The 23642-nt window shown below is 46.0% G+C and carries 20 protein-coding genes; 2 read left to right on the top strand and 18 right to left on the bottom strand.

The window, feature by feature from the left end; genetic code table 11:
• Positions 1 to 338: 338 nt before the first annotated feature.
• The 12 genes from ACFQZT_RS25920 to liaF form a co-directional block, all read right to left on the bottom strand.
• Positions 339 to 902, bottom strand: coding sequence for an NADPH-dependent FMN reductase (locus ACFQZT_RS25920; protein ID WP_379304633.1), 564 nt, complete (start codon positions 900 to 902; stop codon positions 339 to 341).
• 338 nt (positions 903 to 1240) lie between these two features.
• Positions 1241 to 2665 carry a type I glutamate--ammonia ligase gene (gene glnA, locus ACFQZT_RS25915; RefSeq protein WP_379304631.1) on the bottom strand — a complete coding sequence of 475 codons (1425 nt, stop codon included), beginning with the start codon at positions 2663 to 2665 and terminating at the stop codon, positions 1241 to 1243.
• A 229-nt stretch (positions 2666 to 2894) separates the two neighbouring features.
• Positions 2895 to 3938 carry a 3-deoxy-7-phosphoheptulonate synthase gene (gene aroF / locus ACFQZT_RS25910; protein ID WP_379304629.1) on the bottom strand — a complete coding sequence of 348 codons (1044 nt, stop codon included), beginning with the start codon at positions 3936 to 3938 and terminating at the stop codon, positions 2895 to 2897.
• Between the two features lie 139 nt (positions 3939 to 4077).
• Positions 4078 to 4620: a DUF2062 domain-containing protein gene (locus ACFQZT_RS25905; RefSeq protein ID WP_379304627.1), complete on the bottom strand. Its 543-nt coding sequence runs from the start codon at positions 4618 to 4620 to the stop codon at positions 4078 to 4080.
• A 38-nt stretch (positions 4621 to 4658) separates the two neighbouring features.
• Positions 4659 to 5615: a 4-hydroxy-3-methylbut-2-enyl diphosphate reductase gene (locus tag ACFQZT_RS25900; RefSeq protein ID WP_379304625.1), complete on the bottom strand. Its 957-nt coding sequence runs from the start codon at positions 5613 to 5615 to the stop codon at positions 4659 to 4661.
• A gap of 57 nt (positions 5616 to 5672) precedes the next feature.
• Positions 5673 to 7151, bottom strand: a complete 1479-nt coding sequence (locus ACFQZT_RS25895) for a sensor histidine kinase (protein WP_379304623.1) — start codon at positions 7149 to 7151, stop codon at positions 5673 to 5675.
• A 2-nt stretch (positions 7152 to 7153) separates the two neighbouring features.
• Positions 7154 to 7843, bottom strand: coding sequence for a response regulator transcription factor (locus ACFQZT_RS25890; RefSeq protein ID WP_379304658.1), 690 nt, complete (start codon positions 7841 to 7843; stop codon positions 7154 to 7156).
• Positions 7844 to 7956: 113 nt separating this feature from the next.
• Positions 7957 to 9543 carry a S1C family serine protease gene (locus tag ACFQZT_RS25885; RefSeq protein ID WP_379304621.1) on the bottom strand — a complete coding sequence of 529 codons (1587 nt, stop codon included), beginning with the start codon at positions 9541 to 9543 and terminating at the stop codon, positions 7957 to 7959.
• 194 nt (positions 9544 to 9737) lie between these two features.
• Positions 9738 to 10151, bottom strand: coding sequence for a YugN family protein (locus tag ACFQZT_RS25880; protein ID WP_379304619.1), 414 nt, complete (start codon positions 10149 to 10151; stop codon positions 9738 to 9740).
• Between the two features lie 89 nt (positions 10152 to 10240).
• Positions 10241 to 10900 (bottom strand): response regulator, encoded by a 660-nt coding sequence (locus ACFQZT_RS25875; RefSeq protein WP_379304617.1) that lies wholly within the window; start codon positions 10898 to 10900, stop codon positions 10241 to 10243.
• Positions 10890 to 11957 (bottom strand): sensor histidine kinase, encoded by a 1068-nt coding sequence (locus tag ACFQZT_RS25870; protein ID WP_379304615.1) that lies wholly within the window; start codon positions 11955 to 11957, stop codon positions 10890 to 10892. The genes ACFQZT_RS25875 and ACFQZT_RS25870 overlap by 11 nt, the downstream gene beginning before the upstream one ends.
• A gap of 8 nt (positions 11958 to 11965) precedes the next feature.
• Entirely contained in the window at positions 11966 to 13045 is a 1080-nt protein-coding gene (liaF, locus tag ACFQZT_RS25865; protein ID WP_379304613.1) for a cell wall-active antibiotics response protein LiaF, read from the bottom strand.
• A 292-nt stretch (positions 13046 to 13337) separates the two neighbouring features.
• Here liaF and ACFQZT_RS25860 point away from each other — a divergent pair, with 292 nt between their 5' ends.
• Complete coding sequence (locus ACFQZT_RS25860; protein WP_379304611.1) at positions 13338 to 14627, top strand: ammonium transporter; 1290 nt, start codon at positions 13338 to 13340, stop codon at positions 14625 to 14627.
• Positions 14628 to 14685: 58 nt separating this feature from the next.
• On the opposite strand, the gene ACFQZT_RS25855 is transcribed toward ACFQZT_RS25860, so the two are convergent.
• From ACFQZT_RS25855 to ACFQZT_RS25835, 5 genes are all read right to left on the bottom strand, one after another.
• On the bottom strand, positions 14686 to 15063 hold the full coding sequence (locus tag ACFQZT_RS25855; RefSeq protein WP_379304609.1) for a hypothetical protein: 378 nt from the start codon (positions 15061 to 15063) through the stop codon (positions 14686 to 14688).
• A gap of 80 nt (positions 15064 to 15143) precedes the next feature.
• On the bottom strand, positions 15144 to 16664 hold the full coding sequence (locus ACFQZT_RS25850; protein ID WP_379304607.1) for a methyl-accepting chemotaxis protein: 1521 nt from the start codon (positions 16662 to 16664) through the stop codon (positions 15144 to 15146).
• A gap of 338 nt (positions 16665 to 17002) precedes the next feature.
• Entirely contained in the window at positions 17003 to 17668 is a 666-nt protein-coding gene (locus tag ACFQZT_RS25845; RefSeq protein WP_379304605.1) for a 3D domain-containing protein, read from the bottom strand.
• Between the two features lie 185 nt (positions 17669 to 17853).
• Positions 17854 to 19788: a threonine--tRNA ligase gene (gene thrS / locus ACFQZT_RS25840; protein WP_379304603.1), complete on the bottom strand. Its 1935-nt coding sequence runs from the start codon at positions 19786 to 19788 to the stop codon at positions 17854 to 17856.
• Between the two features lie 370 nt (positions 19789 to 20158).
• Entirely contained in the window at positions 20159 to 21103 is a 945-nt protein-coding gene (locus ACFQZT_RS25835; protein ID WP_379304602.1) for a putative sporulation protein YtxC, read from the bottom strand.
• Positions 21104 to 21302: 199 nt separating this feature from the next.
• Here ACFQZT_RS25835 and ACFQZT_RS25830 point away from each other — a divergent pair, with 199 nt between their 5' ends.
• Complete coding sequence (locus ACFQZT_RS25830) at positions 21303 to 22373, top strand: GGDEF domain-containing protein (protein WP_379304600.1); 1071 nt, start codon at positions 21303 to 21305, stop codon at positions 22371 to 22373.
• A 60-nt stretch (positions 22374 to 22433) separates the two neighbouring features.
• On the opposite strand, the gene mqnC is transcribed toward ACFQZT_RS25830, so the two are convergent.
• The gene (gene mqnC, locus ACFQZT_RS25825) at positions 22434 to 23570 is read right to left on the bottom strand and encodes a cyclic dehypoxanthinyl futalosine synthase (RefSeq protein WP_379304598.1); all 1137 of its coding nucleotides are present in this window, start codon (positions 23568 to 23570) and stop codon (positions 22434 to 22436) included.
• Between the last annotated feature and the right edge of the window lie 72 nt (positions 23571 to 23642).

Here is a 23642-nt window from a genome sequence, read left to right as displayed (position 1 = left end):
CATACCGAGGCGCTCCTTTTTTGTCTAAGGCAATTTCTTAGCATTAACAGGAATGTTTAGAACCACGATTGCAACATCCCCACATGGCTGTTACGATGGTAAACATCTTTCTAGAGCTTCGCTCGACGCACAAAACTGATTTTTCTCGTCAGTAAGTGTGCAAAACATAGTTAGAGAAACGACTTCATTTCCCCCATCGCTACTGGAACGATGAAAAACATCTCTACAGCTGCACACTTGCTGTTTGTTGTTGTACGCTTCACAATTGCGCCCCCGAACTCAAAGAAGCCGAAGGTTTAGCCCCCGGCTTCTTTCATCTTCTTCTATTGTATGGCGATTTATTGATGTGATTTATTTCTACGAACTAATGCAGCAGCTACTTCGAGAAACGAATCCACCACGCGCTGAACTCGATGTTCAACATTTGGCTGGATATCGCCGGCCGCTATGCCTGCCTGGAAACTTTTTCTTTGGTCCCCGCCTATGGATATCCATTCAGGGCAGTTAATTCCGTGCAAATTACGCACAATCGTCTGAAGCTGCGTCAATGAACTTACGGCGACAGAACCACCGGCTGAACTAACGGATAGAACCGCTTTTCCTTCAAAATGATCCTGACTCAAATGATCGAGGGCATTTTTGAGAACTCCCGAAATTCCGCTGTGGTATTCAGGCGTAGCCAATACAACGGCATCAGCTTCATTCATCGCTTGTTTCAACCTCGCCAGCCCTTGATGATCTTCATGGTCTTCATCCGGGGAATAGAACGGCACCGGAGATTGATACAAATCTATGAAAGATACCTGATTTCCCGCTTGTTCGGCTAACCCCTGAATATACGCTGCCAGTCTTGTACTTGTCGCTTCTTTACGATTACTTCCTGCGATAATCACGATTTTCATGTGAATCTTCCTTCCATTTCTATTTCTCATCTTGTTTATAATCTTAGTATAGCTCATTTTTATCGCATTAACGTCAGTATTTAGAATGATTATTGATAAGATCAACTACGACTTTAGTCTCATACGCCAGGTCATGTATCTTCTCCCGAAAATGAGAAAACCTCTATCGAGGCCATTCAAAGATGAGCGACCGCGTTTAGAGGTAGGTTTTATCGCCAATAAGAAAGCATTTTTCGGGAACCGAAAATTTATACTTTCTTATGTGGTAAAAAAGCTGCTCCCACAATGACTATCACTGCGGGAACAGCTTTTGGTTATAACGGTATAAGTGCTAAGAATTAGCAATCGAAGTACAGGTTGTACTCATGCGGGTGAATACGAATCGCAACTGCTTTCGCTTCGCCGCGTTTCAGTTCGATGTAGTTATCGATAAAGTCTTGCGTGAATACGCCGCCTTCAAGCAAGAAGTCGGAATCCGCTGCAAGAGCATCCAAAGCCTCATCCAATGTTCCTGGAACACTGCGGATTTCTGCTTTTTCTGCATCGGACAACTCATAGATGTTAGTATCGAAAGGACCGTAACCAAGAGCGCGAGGATCGATTTTCTTTTTGATACCGTCAAGACCTGCCATAAGCATTGCTGCGAAAGCAAGGTATGGGTTCGCTGTGCTGTCAGGTGTACGGAACTCGATACGACAACCTTTAGGTGTCACAGCCGCAATTGGAATACGAACTGCTGCGGAACGGTTACCTTTGGAGAATACCAGGTTAACCGGAGCTTCGTAACCAGGAACGAGACGTTTGAAAGAGTTTGTACTTGGGTTCGTGATTGCAATCAATGCAGGAGCATGGTACAAAATACCGCCGATGTAGTGAATTGCAAGCTCACTCAGGTTTGCATAAGCGCCTTTTTCATAGAACAAAGGCTCGCCTTCGTTGAAAATGGACATATGCACGTGCATACCGCTACCATTATCGCCGAAAAGTGGCTTAGGCATGAATGTCGCTACTTTACCATATTGTCTAGCTGTGTTAGCAACGATGTATTTGTATTTGAGCAGGTTGTCTGCTGTTTTAGTCAAAGAATCAAAACGGAAGTTGATTTCAGCTTGGCCAGCTGTAGCCACTTCGTGATGGTGACGCTCGATGCGAAGGCCAGTTTCTGCAAGCAGACGGCACATTTCGGAACGAATGTCTTGTTGGGAATCGACTGGAGCAACTGGAACGTATCCACCTTTAACAGGAACTTTGTAACCAAGGTTGCCGCCTTCTTCTTTGCGGCCAGTGTTCCAACCAGCTTCTTCGGAGTCAACTTCGAAGTAGGATTTGTTCATGCCATTTTCATAACGAACATCATCAAAGATGAAGAATTCGGATTCAGGTGCGAAGAATGCTTGCGTACCAACGCCAGTTGTTTGCAGGTACTCTTCCGCTTTTTGAGCGATGGAACGAGGGTCACGATCGTAACGTTCGCCATCTGGTGTAAAGATATTGCTCATAATAACCAAAGTCGGATGTGCTGTGAAAGGATCTACATATGCAGTCTCGGTATCTGGCATCATAACCATGTCAGATTGTTCAATACCACGGAATCCTGGGATGGAAGAGCCATCAAAAGCTACCCCGTTCACGAAAGTTTCTTCGTCTACTTCTGTTGCAGGCAAAGAAATATGCTGCGCTTTACCGGAAAGGCCTACGAAACGAAAATCTACCCACTCGATGTTTTTTTCCTTGATAAGGTTCAACACGTTTTGAACTGACATTTAAAAAACCTCCCATTTCCGTACATTCAACGTACTTTACATGTTTATTGTTCATCTTTTTGGTTGTTATCTTGCACATATTATATAGCTATTTTGCTAACACAGTCAATACTTATGTCAGGTATTTTTTATCGATGTGTAAGCTATGCTTACACTATTCACATTTTAGACCTATGTACGCAAAAAAGAGACTGGCATAGACAACCAGTCCCCTGAAATTTGAGCATGATTAAGCGAAGATCGCTTCTTTTTTCGTATCGAATTTCTTACCGAGCAGCGGAGACAATTTCTCCAGGTCAGCTAGCAATTGAGCAAATTGATCCGGGAACAAAGATTGAACACCGTCGCCGGTCATCGAATTGTCCGGATCTGTATGCATTTCGATGATAAGTCCGTCAGCTCCCGCCGCTACGGAGGCTTTGGTCATCGGCACAACCAACTCTCTGCGTCCTGTTCCGTGACTTGGATCGGAGATAACTGGAAGGTGGCTTAATTGCTTAAGAACAGGGATTGCAGACAGATCAAGGGTATTGCGTGTGTAAGTTTCGAAAGTCCGGATACCGCGCTCGCAAAGCATCACGTTCGGATTGCCGCCGGCCAGTATGTACTCAGCCGCATTCAAGAATTCATCGTAAGTGGCGCTGAATCCGCGTTTCAGTAGTACCGGCGTTTGAATCGTGCCAAGCTTACGAAGCAAATCAAAGTTTTGCATATTACGCGTACCGACTTGCAGAATGTCTGCATACTCCGCACATACATCGACGTATTCCGGAGTCATGACTTCTGTGATCGTAAGAAGTCCGTGCTTCTTGCCGGCTTCAGCCATCATAACTAAGCCCTCTACGCCAACACCTTGGAAGCTGTAAGGACCTGTTCTTGGTTTAAATGCTCCGCCGCGTAAAACTTGACCGCCTGCAGCTTTCACCAAACGAGCGATTTCATCGATTTGTTCCGGTGTTTCTACTGCGCAAGGACCGCCCATAACCACAAGCTGTTCGCCACCAATTTGGACTCCCTTGATATTAATAACTGTATCTGCCGGATGGAAATCACGGCTTGCTAATTTGTACGACTTCGAGATTTTCACGACTTGTTCAACTCCAGACATTTGACGCAGCTGTTCTGCTAATTTAGGGTCGGCTTTACCGATAATGCCGATAACGGTGCGATCTTCACCTTTTGATACGTGTGCTTGCACTCCTTGTTTCTCAATAAACTGTACGATCTCTTGAATACGGTCATCGGATGTTTTGTTGGATGTAATAGCGATCATCTGGTTACACGCTCCTATATAAAGGTTATTTATCAACACTTGAATACTTCAACGCTTGTTCGCTTCTACGCTTCTATGCTTTTAATCACTAAAGTAAATATACAACGCTCGACGAATTTTCGTCAAGCATTAATTTATTTCATTGTTCACTTGCATCCGATGGAGCGAGCTGCGCCTTGCGGATTCTGCGTTTTTCTTTACGACGATTCGTATGAAACTTGAGCAGCAGCATGATGGGAAAATAAGCGATAATTCCGAGCACAGCACCTACAACCATACCGCCAACAATTAAATCCAAACCGCTTCTAATAATATTGGAAAGCATATGCGGCAAGTGGTGAATGAGATAAATCTTAAAGTGTTTGGGTACCAACAAATCGCCGACTTGTTTATTTAAAATCGAGAATGGGATATAGATGATTTTACCGAATACAAAACCGATTAATGCCCCAGGTAAATTTGCTCTTAATAAATAAACGAGCGGGAATATCAGTACGAATGCAAACCCGGCGGTAGGAAGTGTAAACATTTCGACGAACAAACCGATCGAAAAGCCTCTTGCTACTTTGGATGGACCGCCTTTGGCGCGAAGCAGCAGCAGATATTTATACTTAAACCAACGTTTGGTGCTTTGCCAATCGTAGCGTGCTTTTTTCGTTTTCACCTTCTGTGCGCTTTGCATGCTGGATCTCAATCCTATCGAGTGGAATAGTTAAGCAGTCACTCACTGCTCGCAGCTTTGGATTTTACAGCCGGAATGAGCTTCTTCATATTAATAGTACGTTTTATTTCCCAACTGGTTTCATCTTTCGCATCATAGCCTTCCAAATAGGCAATCACTTCTTTGGTGATCGGTGTAGGTGTGGATGCCCCGGATGTAACCCCTACTTTGCGAACGTTTTTAAGCCAATCGCGGTTCAGCTCAGTGATGTCAGATATTCTATATGCTCTGACTCCCGCAATCTCCTCCGAAACTTGCGCCAAGCGGTTCGAATTGTTGCTTTTCGGATCGCCGACGACGATGACAAGGTCCACTTCTTTGGCTTGTTCAGCCACTGCCTCTTGTCTCACCTGAGTCGCGAGACAAATTTCATTATGAATCTCTGCTTTGGGAAAGAGCTCCAACAAGCGGTTCATAATGTGTTTAATATCCCATTGACTCATTGTCGTTTGGTTCGTAATAATGATACGTTCCGATCGAATATGCAGCCGCTCGGCTTCTTCCAGCTTTTCAATCAGATGCACATGCTCGGGAGCGACACCAATCGCGCCTTCCGGTTCGGGATGCCCCTTCTTTCCGATATATATGACATCGTAGCCTTCGGCTACCTTTTCGCGAATCAAATCATGCGTCTTCGTCACATCCGGGCATGTCGCATCGACGACAGTCAGCCCCTTGTCTCTTGCACGGCGGCGTACCTCCGGCGAAACGCCATGGGCGGTAAAAATGACGGTCCCCTGCTCAATTTGCTCCAGAATTTCAAGGCGGTTTTCCCCATCTAGCGTAATGACGCCTTCTTCTTTGAAAAAGTCTGTCACATGCGCGTTATGAACGATCATGCCTAATATATAGATCGGCCTAGGCAGATTAAGGTTCTTGGCGGTTTGCATCGCTAATGCCATGGCATCTACGACCCCGTAGCAATAACCTCGTGGTGATATTTTGACAACTTCCATTTCTTCCACCTGCTCCGAAAATAATGTTTAAAAATGTCTTCTTTCCATTATACCGGATTACACAGACAGAGGAAAGTTAGCCGGCAGCCAAATGATAAAGGTACTTCCTTCATCTTTACGCGTCGTCACTTCGACTGAACCGCCGTGTTCGTCAATAATCCATTTGGCGATGGAAAGCCCCAACCCGGTTCCGGTCGTTTGCCCTCTTGAGAGGTCTGCACGGTAGAAACGATCGAAGATGTAAGGGATATCCTCTTTATCCATGCCGATACCCGTGTCTGCAACGCGGATGCCGATGAAATTGTCATTCCGGGTCGCATCGAGCGTGACTGTTCCTTCTCGCGTATATTTGAACGCATTTTCAATGAAGATAAAAATCAGTTGCTGTAAGTAATCACGGTTGCCATAAACAATCGCATCCTCCAGCGCATCAAGATTCCCTACCTGCCATTCAGCCGTGTGGGAGAGGAACTGTGCACGCCTTACAACTTCTTGGACAAGGGGCATCATCTCCACCTCTGTCTTCTCCATCAATACACCGGCATCCGCTCTCGCCAGAGCAAGCAAGTCATTGACCAGCCGGCTCATCCGCTGTGCCTCGCCGGCAATGTCACGCATCGCTTCGAGCGACATCTGCATTTGGTCGGCAGTTGCCAGCTGCGTGTTGCCGGAGGTCATCTTCCACATTTTTTCGAGCAGATCGACATTACCGCGGATTGTGGTGAGCGGTGTCCTGAGCTCGTGGGAGGCATCGGATACGAATCTCCGCTGCGCGCGGTACGCCTCATCAAGCTCGGAGTACGTAACCTGAATGCGGGAAAGCATACCGTTGATCGTATCGGTCAATCGGCCGATTTCATCTTTCGGTCCATCGTAAAGGATACGCTTTTCCAGATCATCGCCGCTTTCGATTTGATTCGCCGCTTCGATGACTTGGTCGATTGGTTTAAGCGCTTTTCGCGCCAGGAACCAACCTACTGAAGTTGCGACGATGATGGTTAAGATCGCCCACACAATTAAGGTATACCCCAAAGATACGGACGTTTTTTCGTAGCTTCCTATAGGCACGGCTGCTTGGAGGATGCCGATCAGTTTGTTGGGATTATTCGGTACATCATAAATCGCCTGATTATAAATGAGAATATCTTGGCCAATCACTTTGGTTTTTTCGAAGAACGCATCCGTCTGGCCTAATTTATCGATAGTCGCCTTCGAAATCGGCAGCGTGACATCGTAATTTTGCAAATTCGCAGATCGGTTAAAACTTTTTAGTTGAACATTATATAATTGCAGAAACGTATTCGTTGAATAAATGTCCCGGTTTACAAGTTCCAGATCAATAACGAGCCCTTTGAGCGAGAGGGCGACACTTTTCTGAACACGAGTATAAGTATCTTCTGCATTAATTTTCAATTCCGAACGAACTTGATCATACAAAAAGTAGTTTAAGAAGAAGTATAAAGCAATCCCAAAAAGCAGCATGGTCAGTGCCAATATGCCGGAATACCACAGCGTTAGCCGGAGGCGAACAGACATGTCTACGAGTCTCCTCTCAGCACATAACCCGCTCCCCGGACGGTCTGGATGATTCGTTTATGCCCATACTCTTCTGTTTTTTGGCGGAGCAGCGCTATGTACACCTCGAGAACATTGGATTCTCCGCTGTAATCATAACCCCAGATTTTCTCCATAATGACATCACGGGAAAGTACCCGCTTCGGATTCAACATAAATAAGTGAAGCAAATCAAACTCTTTGGTCGTCAGTTCAACCAGCTTGTCCTCACGAAAAACTTCCCGCGTATCCAAATCTAACGTGATATCTTCATAGACAAGTCGATTTGTCGGCTGCTCCGGTCGCTCCGCTCTTCGACGCAGAAGCACACGCACGCGTGCGAGCAGCTCTTCGAGCGCAAAAGGCTTAACCAAATAGTCGTCGGCTCCCAGATCGAGTCCTTTTACACGATCACTAATTTCGTCCTTAGCTGTAAGCATCAGGATTGGCACTTCGCTCCCGCTTTCACGTACGCGCCGAACGACTTCCCAGCCATCGATCTGCGGCATCATGACATCAAGAATAAGCAGATCCGGCTCACTGATGAGCATCTGTTTCAGCCCTTCTGAACCATTTCCTGCTGTTGCTACGGAATATCCTTCAAATGCGAGTCCGCGTCTTAACATAGACGTAATTTTTTCATCGTCATCGATAACCAAAATTTGTTCTCTCATCATATAACCGCCCTTCTTTCTTCCATTGTAACAAAAATCATGATGAAGCAAAAAGAAGCAGAGCCTGCAAGCTTTGCGGCCGCGGGACTCCACTTCCTAATTGTTATGATAGTTTACTTTGCAGCATTACTGGAAAGTGTATTTTTATCGCCAACGGTGACCGGCACTTCCACGCGCTTGCCATCCCGAATGATACCAAGCGTCACTTTATCGCCGACTTTTGCAGCCTGCACTTTCGTGATAAGCTCTTGAGAGTTTTTCACTTTCGTGCCGTTAATGTCCACGATGACATCGTATTGACGGAGACCTGCTTGGAACGCAGGGCTTTTGCGTTGTACACTGCCTACTAGCGCCCCGTCCGTATTCGAAAGCTTCAATTCACTAACCCAATCCTTGCCGATATCTTGAAGCCCTACCCCGAGGTATGGAACCGGTTCTTTAGGAATTTGGACGTTGTTTTTAAGATTTTCAAGAACGGAAGAGATCGTGCTCGTCGGAATCGCAAATCCGATACCTTGTGCCTGAGAGCTAACCGCGGTATTAATACCGATAACTTCGCCATTCATGTTGAGCAGCGGTCCACCGGAGTTACCAGGGTTAATGGATGCGTCCGTTTGCAGCAAATGTTTGTATTCGCGGGTACCTTTGGAATCCGGAATGCTGATCGGACGTTCTTTGGCACTCAGAACACCGACTGTAACGGTATGGTCGAAGCCATATGGGTTACCGATGGCAACAACCCAATCGCCGACATTCACATCTTCAGCCTTGCCGAGCGGAAGAATCGGGAAATCTTTATCGCCTTCAATTTTCAGTACAGCCAAGTCCAGATCATAACTGGTACCAAGCACTTTAGCTGTGTACGGTTTATCATTGCCTTGTACGGTCACCTGAACCTCATCGGCACCATCGATCACGTGCTCATTCGTCAGGATATAACCCGTTTTCTCAAAAATGAATCCGGTTCCCATCCCGGCTGCCTGAAGATCTCCGCTGCCGGAATCCTGTTGATTTTGGTTAGGGTCGGCATTGCCGCCGCCATTATCGCCAAAAAATTGGCGGAAGAACGGATCATCGAACAGCGAGCTGCCGCCGCTGCGCGACGTTCTCTTCGATTTTACCAAGGATTCCACCTTAACGATTGCAGGTCCAGCATTTTGAGCGATTTCTGAGATGTTGTTCGGACGGGCAACGTCGAGGCCTACATTTTTCACTTCGCCTCCGTTACTGCTCGAGCCCTTCGTTGCTGATGCTGACGAGGAACTGCCGGATGCAAGCGGCTGGTGGCCTCCTGTGAATAAATTCGTTTTGTCCGCTGTGAACATCAGCGCACCTACAACCAATGCTCCGGCCATGAAAGCCGCGAAAATACTTTTTACCGATGAACGTTTCTTCGCGTTGTAGTCCCAAGGTCCCGGACCTTGGTGTCCCCCGCCATCCGATTGGAAACTGAAAGGACGCAGATTCTTAGGCGGTGTAACTTCCACACTGGATGTCCCTTCGGAACCTGAAGCTGAGGTAGTAAGTTGATCCGATTCATTATTCTCATTAAAGGCTGATTTGTAAGGACCATAAGAGTAGTAGTAGGAAGGTCTCTCTTGATTCGGTTCTTGCTTTGTTTCGTGTCCTTTGTCGTTATTGTTATTATCGTTGTTCTGCGGCTTAAAGAAGTCGCTGTAGTCTTTTTTATTGTCTTCCATCGTTCTTACCTCCACATTTTCAATAAAGTTATAAGTGCATGATATGCATAGTTTATTTTAGTTAGCGAAGTAGGTCTTGTTGTCTATGGGTCTATCATGCACCTACAACCTTAAACCAATATTAAAAAACAATAAAATGGAGGTAAAAAACAGAACTTCTAAGCATTTTCTTGGCATTTACACGAAATCCCAGTTCAATGAACCCATGCTTTTTCAATTTTTTCTAACAGCCCTGACGCTTCCTTGACCCACTTGTCCTCGATTTCCGCATCGGCATCTACCGGGGTTTGAAACTGATCGATGAAAGCGCCGTAGGTTTCAGCTTCCGCACCTTGATCCAGCCCTTCATTATAAACATGCTTCAGGACAAAAGGCGTTCCCATTTTCACAACCGCATCGGTTGCCTCCGTGTCTCCTTCGATTCTGCCGGTTACCACTTGAAACGGTATTCGGAGCCAAACCTTATGCGCTTCATCTAAATAACGATCAAAATATCCGTGGTCATAGTCCCAGTTACCGCCTAGGGCAAATTCAAATTCGTGCAGATGATCACGTACACTGTCAAAAGACTCTTGCACCTGCGTCAGTGAAGATGATAATGTTTTCATTGCTTGACACTCCTTGGGCGCTCGAAATATTGGTGCTTACCCATAGAATGTGCCAAAATGTACTTTTTATGTGCCGAATCTCCCTTTTGTTAAACCCATCCCTTGCGGTGAGCAAAGATCGCCAGTTGGGTACGATCCTCCAATTCACACTTCATCAGCAAATTACTTACATGCGTTTTAACTGTTTTAATGCTGATAAAAAGCTCTTCCGAGATCTCTTTATTGCTTTTTCCTTCCGCGATGAGCAGAAGCACTTCTCTCTCCCGCGTCGTCAACCCTTCTTCTTCGGGCTGGGCATTACGCTGCCTGATCCCTCTCGTTAATGCCAAAGAAACTTCAGAATTCATCACGGGCATCCCGCGGTAAGCACTTTGAATCGCATGGATAAGCTGATCCGACGAAACGGTTTTGAGCATGTAGCTGATTGCACCCGATTCCACGGCTTCCACAACTTTGGCTTCTTCCAGAAAGCTGGTTAGCATGATGACCTTCATCTGCGGATATGTTTCACAAATGAGCTTCGTGGCTGATATCCCGTCCAGGACCGGCATCGTCAGGTCCATCAAGATAATATCAGGCATAAGCGGAGAGCCCTTCTGCTTCAATTGATCAAGTTGGTCCAATGCTTCTTTTCCGTTACTTGCCTCTCCAATCACTTCTAAGCCTGGCTCCAACGAAATATAAGTACGCAGTCCCACCCGGACCATATCGTGATCATCGACGATCATAATTTTAATATTAGTGCTCATTCCGATCTTCCTCTCTAACCAAGGTCAACACATTCGTTTGATCTGCAAAACGCGGAATTTTAACCCGTACTCTCGTCCCCGTACCCAGCTTACTATCAATTTCCACTTCGCCGCCCAGCTTCTGCGCCCTCTCTCTCATTGTCGAAAGCCCATGAGAAGCTGAAGGGATGTCGCTCCGCTCAAATCCCTGGCCGTCATCCTGCAATTGAAGAACATATTGGTGCTCTCTCTCATGAATGGCCAGTCTAACCTGTTTCGCTGATGCGTGCTTAACCACATTCGCAAGGCCTTCCTGGATAATTAGAAAAAACTGATGTTCGATAGCCTCGGACATGGTTTCACCTATGACGACATCAAGCTGGCCCTGAAGTTCGTGGGTCCGGCAGTATTCCGGAAACCATTTCTCCAGAGCTTCTTGTAGGCTCATATCATTTAATTCTATCGGTCTTAACTGTGAAATCAGTCCGCGCATCTGTTTCTGCGCATGATGGGACATTTGAATCAACTGGTTCATTACCCCGGATGCGGCATCCGGATTTCTCTCCAAAATTTTCGGCAGCGAAGAAGCCGACATATGGATCGCGAAAAGTTCCTGACTGACCGTATCGTGAAGATCCCGCGCCAGTCGGCGCCTTTCCTCCATAACCGCATTCTCCGTCAGTTCTTGATCGCGGATCGCTTCCGCCTCGCCAAGCTTCTGGAGCAGTTGGACTCGTTCTTCAACAGCCGAAGCCATCGTATTAAATGCCTCATACAAATATAAGAAAGGCTCAACCGGTTCAATCTCAATACGGCTGGAGAAATTGCCTTTGGAAATTTCAAGCAGCGCGAGATGAAGTTCATCGACTTTGCGCTGCCATCTTTTCGTTGCCACATAGCCGACAGATAGACACACAACAAGAATGGCTATGACAAACCATAGTCTGAATTCCCAAGAGGTCAACTCTTCCTTAAAATATTCGAGAACAATATAGATGCTGGATACGGTAATCAAACTGGATATGAGAAAGTAGTTCAGAAGCTGCCATTTCATATTAAACATGCGCAATTTGTACATACTGTGTCTCAACCTATCCTTTTTATCGTAATGTCTCCAATAAACATGCTTGTTGTGACAATCAGCTTCCGTTCCGCTTCCTCATAATGGGAAGTTTGCGTTCTAACACTGCGAAGGAATCCGCTCTCGCGGCGATCCAGCACCTTCATATCACCAATAAAAGAGCTGGCCATCACACGCACTTCAACATCAAGATCGTTAGGTATAAAAAGTTTCACGTCGCCAATAAAGGCTGTAACGTTGATCGGTGTCTCCCCTAATGGAATGGCGGCACGCGTCAGATCGATCACAGAGTCACCGATAAAATGAGAGATTTGGAGCGGCTTCAGTTCCCAAGGTTCCTGGCCCAGATGGACATCTCCAATAAAGCCATGCCTATGCAGCACATCGCCGGAATCAAAATTCCTTACAAAATCATCATATTTACGATGATGTTGATCTGGCACTCTCCGGGGTGACTCAGGTTTCGCAGCATTCATCCCGCTTTCTTCCCAATTCCTATGATGCTTGTTCACATCAAATTCCCCGTGAATATCCTTCAATACCGCTTTCTCTTCCTCACTCAATTCTCGTTTTACTTCACTCTTCTTTTCCAAAGGGCTTTCCGTAGTTGCCATTCCACTCCAATTGTGGTTATCCCACTGATTTCGATATTTCTGATGCTGCTCTCGTCTAGCCGCACGTCTTGCTTCTCTGGCTTGATGTTTGGCATCTTTGAACGTTTGCCAGTCCGGGGATTCTCTTCTTCCAGGTTTGAAAATGACGATGATCCCGAACAAGATTAATGCGACAGGCCATAAATATTGGAACATTTCTCCTAATGATAATGTCGTTAGATTTAAATTTCTCAATAGAAAAATCGTACCGACGGCACAAAGGATCAGGCTCCAGATCGAACCCCCCCAATGATACTTTCGCTGCCATAGAAACCCCATCAAGCCATAAAAGATGAGGATAACCGGCCAATAAGTGGTAAACATATACGCAAGATCGATTGTGATAAGTCCCGCCTGATCAAGTAGAAAGAACACGCCTGCTGTGACGAGGACAAGCCCCCAAATAATGCGCTGAAACATATGCGGATTCATACTTGCTTCCTCCATTTGTGTGCATGGTTGTTAAGATACTTCTAGTCTATAGGATGTAGACAGGAATGAAAAGAGACGAGGGGTTGATGGTGTCCTCGGTCTCTAGACTGAGTTTTCAAACTCGTTATGAAGCTTTACTAACATGTCCCAATTTAGACACGAACATTAAGCCGCGCATGTTATGTATTCTTACGTATTTCGTTGACATCTTTACCACCAGAAACGTATAATTGGTGCAATGAAAGCAGGCGAGTATTCGCTTGCGCATACGAAACAGGGAGAGATGAAAAGAATGGATGCGATTCAACAGCTTTCCAGTGGATTGGATACCATATGGGTCGTCCTGACCGCAGCGATGATTTTACTGATGGAAGGCGGCTTTGCCTTGCTGGAGGCAGGCTTTGTACGACAGAAAAACGCAGTTAGCATCATCATGAAAGTATTTGTAGATATTGCTTTCGGAGCCCTTATTTTTTACTTCATTGGTTTCGCCTTGATGTACGGAAAAGATGCGGGCGGATTCATCGGTACAACGGGTTTCTTCATGGGAGGAGATTTAACACACATTCAATTATCGATCTCACATGAAACCTACTGGTTATTTCAATGCGCTTTCGTAATCGCCGTTATCTCCATTGTCTCCGGCGCTGTTGCGGAACGTATTAATTTCCGGGCTTACATCTTATATACAATCGCCATGACTGGGATTATTTATCCGATTGCAGGACATTGGGTCTGGGCTGTAAACGGTTGGTTAGGCAAGCTCGGCATGGTGGACTTCGCCGGTTCTGCCGTTATCCACGCACTGGGCGGCTTCTCAGCCCTAGCGGCAGCCATGATGATTGGGCCTCGAATCGGTAAATTCTCTGCCGACGGTACCGCCAACATTGTACCTCCTTCCAATTTGCCGCTGGCTTCTGTAGGCGCATTTATCCTTTGGTTCGGTTGGTTCGGCTTCAACTCGGGAAGTACGCTAAGCGCAACGAATAGCTCTATTGGTCATATAGCCGTAACAACCATGCTGGCTGCGGCCGCCGGAAGCGCGACATGCATCCTGTTCACCATGATGCGCTATCGCAAATCGGATCCGCCGATGGTGATTAACGGCGCTCTTGCCGGCCTGGTCGGCATTACTGCTGGCTGCGCGTTCGTCAGCGATGTCGCTGCAATCATTATCGGCGTGATATGCGGTATCGCGATGGTTTACGCAACGGAGATCCTGGAATCCAAGGGGATCGATGACCCTGTAGGCGCATTTCCCGTACACGGAATTAGCGGCAGTATCGGTACGCTAGCCGTAGGCTTATTTGCAAAGCCGGATGCGATTAAGGAGGGCACCGCCGGATTGTTTTACGGTGGAGGCTTCGAACTTCTTGGAGTACAGACGTTGGGACTTATTGTGGTATGCATTTGGGGATTCCTTCTAACATGGGGATTCTTGAAAGTCATTAACCTCATCGTGCCGCTCCGTGTGAGCAGAGACGAAGAAGTTGTAGGACTCGACGTTGGTATCCACGGTGTTCCGGCTTACAGTCAAGAAGACGGCTTCCTGGATATTGGCCAATTAAAAGGCGGAAAATAAAGCGATAAACCAAACGAAAAACCCTTCCATCCCGGAAGGGTTTATTTGTGTACTTAAGTTATGAAAGCTCTTGTTCGATCTCTTCAGGAATCGAAATGACGTCATTCGGCTTCGATTCATTCAAAATCATGCGTGCTTGCTCAATGTCATTACGAAGTTTCTTCACTTGCTCCATCGGCTTTTTGACATAATGAATATATTCAACAGCCAGATGATGATCAGGTTTCCTGCCAGAGAACATACGGCGCAGCGAAGACATCGACTGATAAGCGCGCTCTTCCTTCATTCTTTTCATTTCGTAGCGCTCAACAACTTGCTCAATTTCCGCAACTTGCTGCTCCTTGCGAGCAATATATGCTTCCAAGAAAGGGTACACCTCTGCAGCTCTCCTTGGCGCACCTTGCGTTTTCCCGCCCGATCGCAAAGCATTCAACATGATAATTCACCTATCTCCCTATGTCAACATTCATCACAGTAATCTTATTTTACACTAAAATAAATGTTTTGAGAACAACTTTATTTTAGCATTAAATCGATACCGACAACGCCAATAGGGTCTCCCTTTTCATCCAATATCGACTTGGACAGCGTAATGCATGGTTTTTTCGTAATAGCTGACACATATTCCTGCGAAACAAAGAGCTCTCCGTTCATCGCCCGCTTCCACCATTCCCGGCCTTTGGCATTAACTAGCCCCGCCTCCGGGAGCGAGAAGATGAACGTTCCGTCTGCACGGTTAGACCAAATGGCTTCAATCCCCTTTGTTTTTTGCAAGACAGCGCTCAGATGAGAGTTATGTTTCGCTTCATCCAGTGAAGTGATGTCAGGTATTAGCACAAGGGAACTCAGCATTTGCTTCATGTCATGCGTGTTGACATTCACAGCTTCTGCTTTCTTTTCCATGCCTACCGCATGAATGGCCTGAATCAACTCCGTAGAAGAACGATCCAGATTTCGATTCGTATTTTGCAGCATCGTCACTTCTCGGCGCTGTTTTTTCATTTGATCCACCGTATGTTCCACGCTGTCCATCGTTTTATTCATCAAATCGACGACTCGGCTGAGGGAACTAGTCGTGCCTGTTACTAAAGCGGACTGCTGCTTTGTTGAGCTTGTCGTACTGGATACAAGAGTATTCACATGAACGATCAAAGAGAAAATCGTATCCACCTTCTCTTTCATCACCCTCATTTCGGCGATGCCATGCTCAACGGATTTCTTCTCAGCCGCAACAGCTTCAACGACTTGGGAGACACCGCTTTCGATGGAGGCAAGAATCTCGGAAGATCGCGTTACCGCTTCGTGGCTTTGAGCCGCCAACTTCTTGATCTCCTGAGCGACAATCGAGAAACCGCGACCATGCTCCCCGGCTCTTGCGGCTTCAATCGATGCATTCAGCGCCAGCAAAGAAGTCTGGGAAACGACTTGCGCGATAAAAATATTGATCTCTTCAATATGGGAGGTGTGAACGGTTAAATCTTGAATCTTCTTCTGCATCGTATCGTTGTTTACATGCAAATCTGTCATCACTTCGTCTGTCGCGTTCAGTGACCGGCATACATCAACGACCGTATCCTTCGTTTGCTCGCTTTCTTGATGCATATGTACGGAGGCGTCCAAAATTTGCTCAGCCGCTGCAGCCACTTGCTGAATCGCAGCAAAAGCCTCTTGCAGTTGCTCCACAGCCTGGTTGCTGCGAGCTTTCAATTCTTCTTCCTCTTGGATGGAGGCGTCGGCGATGTCGGTCAATTGTCCGATGGAACGATTCATTTCTTCAACGGCCCCTGCCAAGCGGTCCGCAACAACCTGAGACTCTTGAATAAATGTCAAGAACTGATCTTCCTGGGCAGCATAATGCAATCCTTTGCTTGACGTTACACGGCTGCATAACCATGAATAAATGCCCAAAAACAAAAAAACTGCCAGACAAGCAGCCATTAACCACCGAGAAGCCAACCAAATCGCGAAACCACTCACCAAAATACCCATAAAAATGATGCCGTAGAACCAACCGATCCGTTTCGTTTCTACTTTCATAAGCAATTGGCACCCCTCTCCAATAAAACCCATGTTATTTTTTGTTACATTATATCGAATAATGCACACGAAAAAAAGACCTTCTCAGGTCTTTTTTTCAGCCCCTAGAGGGGCTCTTCTTCATAAGCTATGTTCATTTAGTATTACTTATCTGTTTTGGTTTTGCGTATTCGTTTGTTGCTGCTTGTTAGATACTGATGTTTCCGTAGCGAACTCCACATCTTGAGCTCTTTTATTCTTGTTGTTTTTGTTCTTTGCCATGTCCCATCACCTCCCCTATACGTATGATTTCCCGAATTGGAGAAGTTATGTTGGAAATTACCGGAAGATGTGATCAGCTAGAGTGCTTGAGTCGGCGAAATAATTTCATCCTTGAGCTGATTCCAAATGAGCTCAGTCACTTTGCCGGTACCCTTTTTCACGATAAATACCTTTACCGTCTTTTTGCCCCATTCCTTGTATACCGCATCTTTCGTGTCAAAATAAAGATCGATTTTTTTCCCTTTGATGGCACTGCCGGTGTCGGCAACAACACCATAACCATAGCCCGGAATAAACAAGACGGTTCCAAGCGGAAATACAGTCGGATCAGCTGCAATTGTGGATAACGCTTTGTCATCGCGCTTGACTTTAATGCCTGAAAAGGTGATCCCATATTCCGGATGATCCGGATTTTTGCCTGTGGATTCCTTACCCGCGAAATAGCCGGTTGCTACAACTTCGACAGCCTTTAGCTTAGACAAGTCGGAGTCAAGCTTTGGCACATAACGGTAATTGACTTGTTGTTGTTGTTCATGGACGACCGGTTGAGCTTTTATATGGGTGTCATTGTTTGTTATGGGACGAGCCTTACTGTCCGCTGACTCATTTGAAGCCGCTTGAACTTGCTGCCGGGGCTCCGCTACTTTGACTTTGGCATCATCTTGTCCGAAAATCGCGAGCAATACGTTAACAATAATCAATAAACTGAACCATTTGGACTGGCTGAACAATTCGGTCAACATAATTTTTGATACCTCCCCCTACTATAGCAGGTTGTCCAATACCTTCCACGCTTATACGCCTAGAAGCAGACCCACTGTTTAAGGTTTCCCAATTATGCTGAAATATGCATGCCAATTCCCCGAAAAATACGAAAAAAAACAGAGAAGCTCATGCTCCTCTGCTTATCGTGATTTATGGTTTACAATTATAGTTTTTTACTGATTTCTTCATGGATCATCCCGATGACTTGTTCAATCGGATGCGTGCCCAAATCGCCTTGACCGCGTTTGCGGACAGACAGGCTGCCGGTGTTTACTTCATTTTCACCGACTACGAGCATATAAGGAATTTTCTCCAGCTGGGCTTCCCTAATTTTATAACCAAGCTTCTCATTGCGGTTATCGGCTTCAACACGAATGCCGGCAGCTTGCAGTTGCTCTGTTACTTTATTTGAGAACTCTTCGAATGCCGGGGAGACCGGAATCACTTTTGCTTGAACCGGCATCAGCCAAGTTGGCAGCGCGCCAGCGAAATTCTCAAGCAAGAAAGCTGTCATCCGTTCCATCGTACTGATGATGCCGCGGTGAATAACAACAGGACGGTGCTTTTGCCCATCGTCTCCGATATATTCAAGCTGGAAGCGCTCAGGAAGCAAGAAATCGATCTGCGCAGTCGAGAGAGTTTCTTCTTTCTTCAGCGCAGTTTTGATTTGAACATCGAGCTTAGGTCCGTAGAATGCAGCTTCCCCTTCAGCCTCGTAGAACGGTAAACCCAGTTCCTCAACCACTTCACGAAGCATCCGTTGGGAGGTTTCCCACATCGCGTCATCCTGGAAGTACTTCTCCGTATCCTTCGGATCACGATACGACAGGCGGAAACGGTAATCCGTAATTCCAAAGTCTGCATAAACCTGACGAATCAAATTCACAACGCGTGAAAACTCTTCTTTGATTTGATCCAAGCGGCAGAAAATATGCGCATCGTTCAAAGTCATTGCGCGAACGCGGTGCAGGCCTGTCAGAGCACCCGACATCTCGTAACGGTGCATAGTGCCCAGTTCAGCAATCCGGATCGGCAGATCGCGGTAGCTGCGCATATCGCTTTTGTATACCATCATGTGATGCGGACAGTTCATCGGACGGAGAACAAGCTCCTCGTTGTCCATCACCATTTTCGGGAACATATCTTCTTGGTAATGCTCCCAGTGACCGGAAGTTTTGTAGAGTTCTACGTTCGCGAGTACCGGCGTGTAAACGTGCTGGTAGCCTAGACGTTCTTCCAAGTCGACAATATAGCGTTCCATCGTGCGGCGCAATTTAGCTCCATTTGGCAGCCACAACGGCAAGCCTTGTCCTACTTCTCTGGAAAAGGAGAACATTTTGAGCTCTCTGCCGAGCTTGCGGTGGTCGCGTTTTTTAGCTTCTTCAAGCAAATGCAAATGCTCATCCAGCTGCGCTTTTTTCGGGAAAGCTGTGCCGTAAATCCGCTGCAGCATTTTGTTCTTTGCGTCTCCGCGCCAGTAAGCGCCAGCTACGCTAAGCAATTTGAAAGCTTTAATCCGGCCGGTAGATGGCAAATGAGGTCCGCGGCAAAGATCGAAGAACTCGCCCTGATCATAGATCGTAAGAACCGAATCCTCCGGCAAATCACGAATCAATTCGAGCTTGAACGGATCCTCGAGCTCTGTAAAAATGCGGATCGCTTCTTCACGGGAAACGACTCGGCGCGTAATCGCCAAATTTTCCTGAGTAATGCGCTCCATTTCCTTCTCAATTTTCACCAAGTCCTCTGGATTCAGTGGAGTTTCCAAATCAATATCATAGTAGAATCCGTCTTCGATCACGGGACCGATACCCAGTTTCACTGCTTTCTCGCCATAAATACGCTTGATCGCTTGAGCCATTAAGTGCGCTGTGCTATGGCGATACATTTCAAGACCCGCTTCACTATCCAAGGTCAAGATTTCGACGTCTGCATCCTGCTCCAGAGCGAAAGACAGATCGACGGATTTGCCATTCACTTTGCCACCAACCGCATTTTTCTTCAGACCGGATGAAATCGACTCCGCTACTTGCTCAATTGTCGTCCCAACCGCGTACTCTCTGATAGCTCCATCCGGTAATTTTACTTGTACAACCATGTTGTTATCCTCCTAAATTTACCTCACAATGTAACGTGATTTGATATTGAACGCAAAAAAGCACACTGCATCCCAAAAGGGACGAGTGCGCTCAGCTCGTGGTTCCACCCTAGTTCGACTCGCCGCATATCCATCCAAAGAATGAAGCGAATCCTCATCAGCATTCGGTAACGGGAATGATTCCGGTGTTGTATACTATTAACCTGATCGTAGGCTAAATTCCACAACACGGCTACAAAGGGGTAAACTTACGGTGTCACGGAAGGAGATTTCAGCCGCGTCTCCTCTCTCTGGGCAGTTCATTTCCGAAAGTTCATGTCTTTGATCTTAACGCCTTCGAACATTATTATAATTGGCTCCACACACAAGGTCAAGGGGATAGTTGATCCTGCTTTTTACCTTCACCCAAATACGTATCGCAGGTGCGGCAGTACGAGCAGACCGTTGTCCGATCTTCAAATATTTGCCGAATTGTTTTAATAATCGTCATTTCAGGATCTCTTGTGTGAATATAAATGTTCGCCGGTGACACGGTAATGAGCGTACTAACGATCATATCCTCGAAATTAATGTCTTTCTCAATAACTTCCAGCTTAAAAGTCGCATCAAATTCATTGGCATCAATGGGTTCCAGCTTGTCATTCAAAATGACAAATTCGTGCCCCCCCTTGTGAATCAGGTGGGCTACTGGAATCTTAGCCTCTTGGATATAAACAAAGTATTGTAAGAGTGATATGAACTCTTGGTATTGACGATCCATCATATATTCATCAATTGCATATTCGGCAATTTCTCTAAGTTCTTCCACATAATCTTGCAAACGGAATTTTAAAAAACCGTCCAAAACAAGTTCTGAATGCTCTTCGAAGTATTCGATTAAGGGCTGAACAACCAGCTGTTTTCTGCGAATCCTTCCCTCTTCTAAACGCGATACGGAAGATTCCTCAGACTCAATTTCTCCGTACAAAAATTGCTTACAATAGCCCTCAATTAACTCCAAATCTTCCTTGGCCTCGTATTTAAATTCCTTCACAATCAATTGACGAAGGATTTGTGACTCTTTCTCCGCCATAATATGCTCAGCGAGTACACCGGCAAGACCTCCCATGATTTTTTTACGCAAAGAAGACGATGCATCCTGACCATGGCTCATCCCTACACCACGAATATGTGCGTAATTATCATGCAAATCACAGTGAACAGTCAGACCGTCTTGTACGCTATGTAAACGCCGAAGCTCATGCTCAATTTGAGCATGAAGCGAACGAACATATGACTCATTGACGCTCATCACAGTAACTGTAAACCATTCCATGGGCTCACTCCTTTCCGCTGTAAGTGCATCCTCTTAAAAGTATATGGTCGATCGGAATCATATATACAAACAACAATTTGCCATTTCCTTTTTCACATTCTGTCGATTCTTTAAGGAAAGTTATTCCAATCCTTGCAATATTCATGTTATGATGTATACGACAATAGTTCTTTAGTAGGATATGGTGGAGTGAGTATACATGTATACCCGTGCATATAATCCAGACAAATCAAACTGGAACCGCAAACTGCTTCACATTTATTGGGGACTTGTCCTCATTCAAATTCCCGTGGAATTATACTACTTCCTTCGAGGGGACAACCAAGACCAAGCCATCGCCTATCAAATCTTCATTTCCACGCTTATCATGATCATCATCATGGTTGCAATGGAAACGGCATACCGGCTGGCCCGACATCAATTAGATTATTTCATTATAACCGGCGGTTCCGCACTGACCTTTACCATCATTTACTTCAACTACGATGTGAGAATGGCTCCGCTCCATGTGTTGATCCCCATTTTAGTATCGATCTTTTATTTTCAACGAGCCAAATTTTTAATTTCAGTCGTGCTTTCTTTACTTTCTTTAACAATCGTTTTTACCCTCTCAGACTTACTCGCAGCCATTCCTATACTAGGATTAGCCACTCTCATCGCTTTCGGGATTATGAAGAGAGGCGTTGAAATTTTAACGAACCTGCATACCACGACCGAACTCAAACAAGAGCTTATGATTAAAAATATCATTATGGATAAGCTATCGAAGACAGATGCGCTGACAGACCTCTACAACCATATTACTTTTCATGAGTATCTCGAAAAATTAATTGAACAGAGCGAATACGGGCACTTATGCATTCATGTTGCCGTCCTTGATATCGATAACTTCAAAAAAGTGAACGACACTTATGGACATCGGGCTGGAGATGCCGTGTTGACCCGTGTAAGCGGGGTTTTGAAAGAGCACGTCGGGCTCAACGATTTTGCTGCAAGATATGGTGGCGAGGAATTTGCGGTCATCTTCACGGAAAAGAGCACAGAGGAAGTACATGAGATTGTGGAGCGGATTCGCTGGCATGTTTCTCAGAACAAATACGACGAGCTAAACGGTCAAGCGGTGACCATCTCCATCGGCCTTTGCGAGTATCAGAAAGGCATGGGCAAGGAGCAGCTCTTCTGCGGAGCCGATCAAGCGCTCTATACCGCCAAGAAGTCAGGCAAAAACAAAACAGTCATCCATATGTTTCCGCTGCAAGAAGCAAAATGAAAAACGCTCTTCTCTCCATTCATATTGAATGTGGAGTAGAGCGTTTCATTTTAGACTATTTTAGTTCTGCATCACAAAATCCCGATCCACTTTGACATTCTCATCGTCAAATACACGCAGGATTTCATACTTCGTATTGCGCTGCGCAGGGATTTTACCAGCTTGGCGGATAATGTCCAGCGTCGAGCTGACGTTAACCTTGTGCGTCGTGCCCGCGGCGGAGACCACGTTTTCCTCGATCATCGTGCTGCCGAAATCGTTGCAGCCGTAGCTGAGCGTGAGTTTACCGACTTCAGGTCCCATCGTCACCCAAGACGACTGGAAGTTCGGTACATTATCGAGCATGATGCGGCTGATCGCCAGCGTTTTTAAATATTCCTCAGGCGTCACTTTTTCCGCTTTCATGTTCGTATTGTCCGGTTGGAATGTCCAAGGAATGAAGGCAAGGAAACCAGGCGTGTTCAGCTTTTGAAGCAGAACGTCATCTTGTGCGTCACGAATGCGCAGCATGTGGAGCGCACGTTCTTCCATCGATTCGCCGAAGCCGATAACCATCGTGCCCGTTGTATGCATGCCCAGTTTGTGCGCAGTCTGCATAACGTCCATCCAATCGCGCCACGAACCTTTCAGCTTGCTGATTTTGCGTCTGGTGCGATCATCCAAAATTTCGGCGCCGCCGCCAGGTAGGGAATCCAATCCTGCTTCATGCAATTGGCGTACGACTTCTTCCAATGACAGACCGTCTGAAACATCCTTCATTTTCATAATTTCAGCCGGGGAAAACGAGTGCATCGTTATGTTGAAACGTTTTTTAATTTCACGCAAAAGATTCGTGTAATAGCTGAATGGCAAGTTCGGATTCGTACCGCCTTGCATCAGAATCTCTGTGCCGTTGACATCAAGCGTTTCCTGGATTTTTTGGAAAATCGTTTCATCCGGAAGCACATAGCCTTCGACCGAACCGGGAGCGCGATAAAAGGCACAAAATCTACAGTACACATCGCAGATATTCGTATAGTTAATGTTTCGACCAATCACGAACGTAGTAATGGGATCCGGATGCCATTTTTTCATAATTTGATTGGCTGTATCGCCAATTTTTTCTATTTGATCGGATTCGAACAGTGTGATGCATTCCTCCACATCAATACGTCCGCCCGAAAGTGATTTATGCAAGATGCGATCAATCGGTTTCACGACTACTCACTCCTTTTTATTATTGTGGTTCACGGGGGCTCCCCCAAAAGTAACAGGAATAGGCTTCGAAGG

Origin of the sequence: Paenibacillus sp. GCM10027628 (assembly GCF_042676385.1) — a bacterium.
GTDB lineage: Bacteria > Bacillota > Bacilli > Paenibacillales > NBRC-103111 > Paenibacillus_E.
Note: the sequence above shows the minus strand (reverse complement) of the source record. Positions and strands in the feature narration are given on the sequence as shown.

Coding starts and splice junctions, on each gene's coding strand:
- ACFQZT_RS25920 (WP_379304633.1), bottom strand. CDS start 902: ATGAAAATCGTGATTATCGCAGGAAGTAATCGTAAAGAAGCGACAAGT.
- glnA (WP_379304631.1), bottom strand. CDS start 2,665: ATGTCAGTTCAAAACGTGTTGAACCTTATCAAGGAAAAAAACATCGAG.
- aroF (WP_379304629.1), bottom strand. CDS start 3,938: ATGATCGCTATTACATCCAACAAAACATCCGATGACCGTATTCAAGAG.
- ACFQZT_RS25905 (WP_379304627.1), bottom strand. CDS start 4,620: ATGCAAAGCGCACAGAAGGTGAAAACGAAAAAAGCACGCTACGATTGG.
- ACFQZT_RS25900 (WP_379304625.1), bottom strand. CDS start 5,615: ATGGAAGTTGTCAAAATATCACCACGAGGTTATTGCTACGGGGTCGTA.
- ACFQZT_RS25895 (WP_379304623.1), bottom strand. CDS start 7,151: ATGTCTGTTCGCCTCCGGCTAACGCTGTGGTATTCCGGCATATTGGCA.
- ACFQZT_RS25890 (WP_379304658.1), bottom strand. CDS start 7,843: ATGAGAGAACAAATTTTGGTTATCGATGACGATGAAAAAATTACGTCT.
- ACFQZT_RS25885 (WP_379304621.1), bottom strand. CDS start 9,543: ATGGAAGACAATAAAAAAGACTACAGCGACTTCTTTAAGCCGCAGAAC.
- ACFQZT_RS25880 (WP_379304619.1), bottom strand. CDS start 10,151: ATGAAAACATTATCATCTTCACTGACGCAGGTGCAAGAGTCTTTTGAC.
- ACFQZT_RS25875 (WP_379304617.1), bottom strand. CDS start 10,900: ATGAGCACTAATATTAAAATTATGATCGTCGATGATCACGATATGGTC.
- ACFQZT_RS25870 (WP_379304615.1), bottom strand. CDS start 11,957: ATGTACAAATTGCGCATGTTTAATATGAAATGGCAGCTTCTGAACTAC.
- liaF (WP_379304613.1), bottom strand. CDS start 13,045: ATGAATCCGCATATGTTTCAGCGCATTATTTGGGGGCTTGTCCTCGTC.
- ACFQZT_RS25860 (WP_379304611.1), top strand. CDS start 13,338: ATGGATGCGATTCAACAGCTTTCCAGTGGATTGGATACCATATGGGTC.
- ACFQZT_RS25855 (WP_379304609.1), bottom strand. CDS start 15,063: ATGTTGAATGCTTTGCGATCGGGCGGGAAAACGCAAGGTGCGCCAAGG.
- ACFQZT_RS25850 (WP_379304607.1), bottom strand. CDS start 16,664: ATGAAAGTAGAAACGAAACGGATCGGTTGGTTCTACGGCATCATTTTT.
- ACFQZT_RS25845 (WP_379304605.1), bottom strand. CDS start 17,668: ATGTTGACCGAATTGTTCAGCCAGTCCAAATGGTTCAGTTTATTGATT.
- thrS (WP_379304603.1), bottom strand. CDS start 19,788: ATGGTTGTACAAGTAAAATTACCGGATGGAGCTATCAGAGAGTACGCG.
- ACFQZT_RS25835 (WP_379304602.1), bottom strand. CDS start 21,103: ATGGAATGGTTTACAGTTACTGTGATGAGCGTCAATGAGTCATATGTT.
- ACFQZT_RS25830 (WP_379304600.1), top strand. CDS start 21,303: ATGTATACCCGTGCATATAATCCAGACAAATCAAACTGGAACCGCAAA.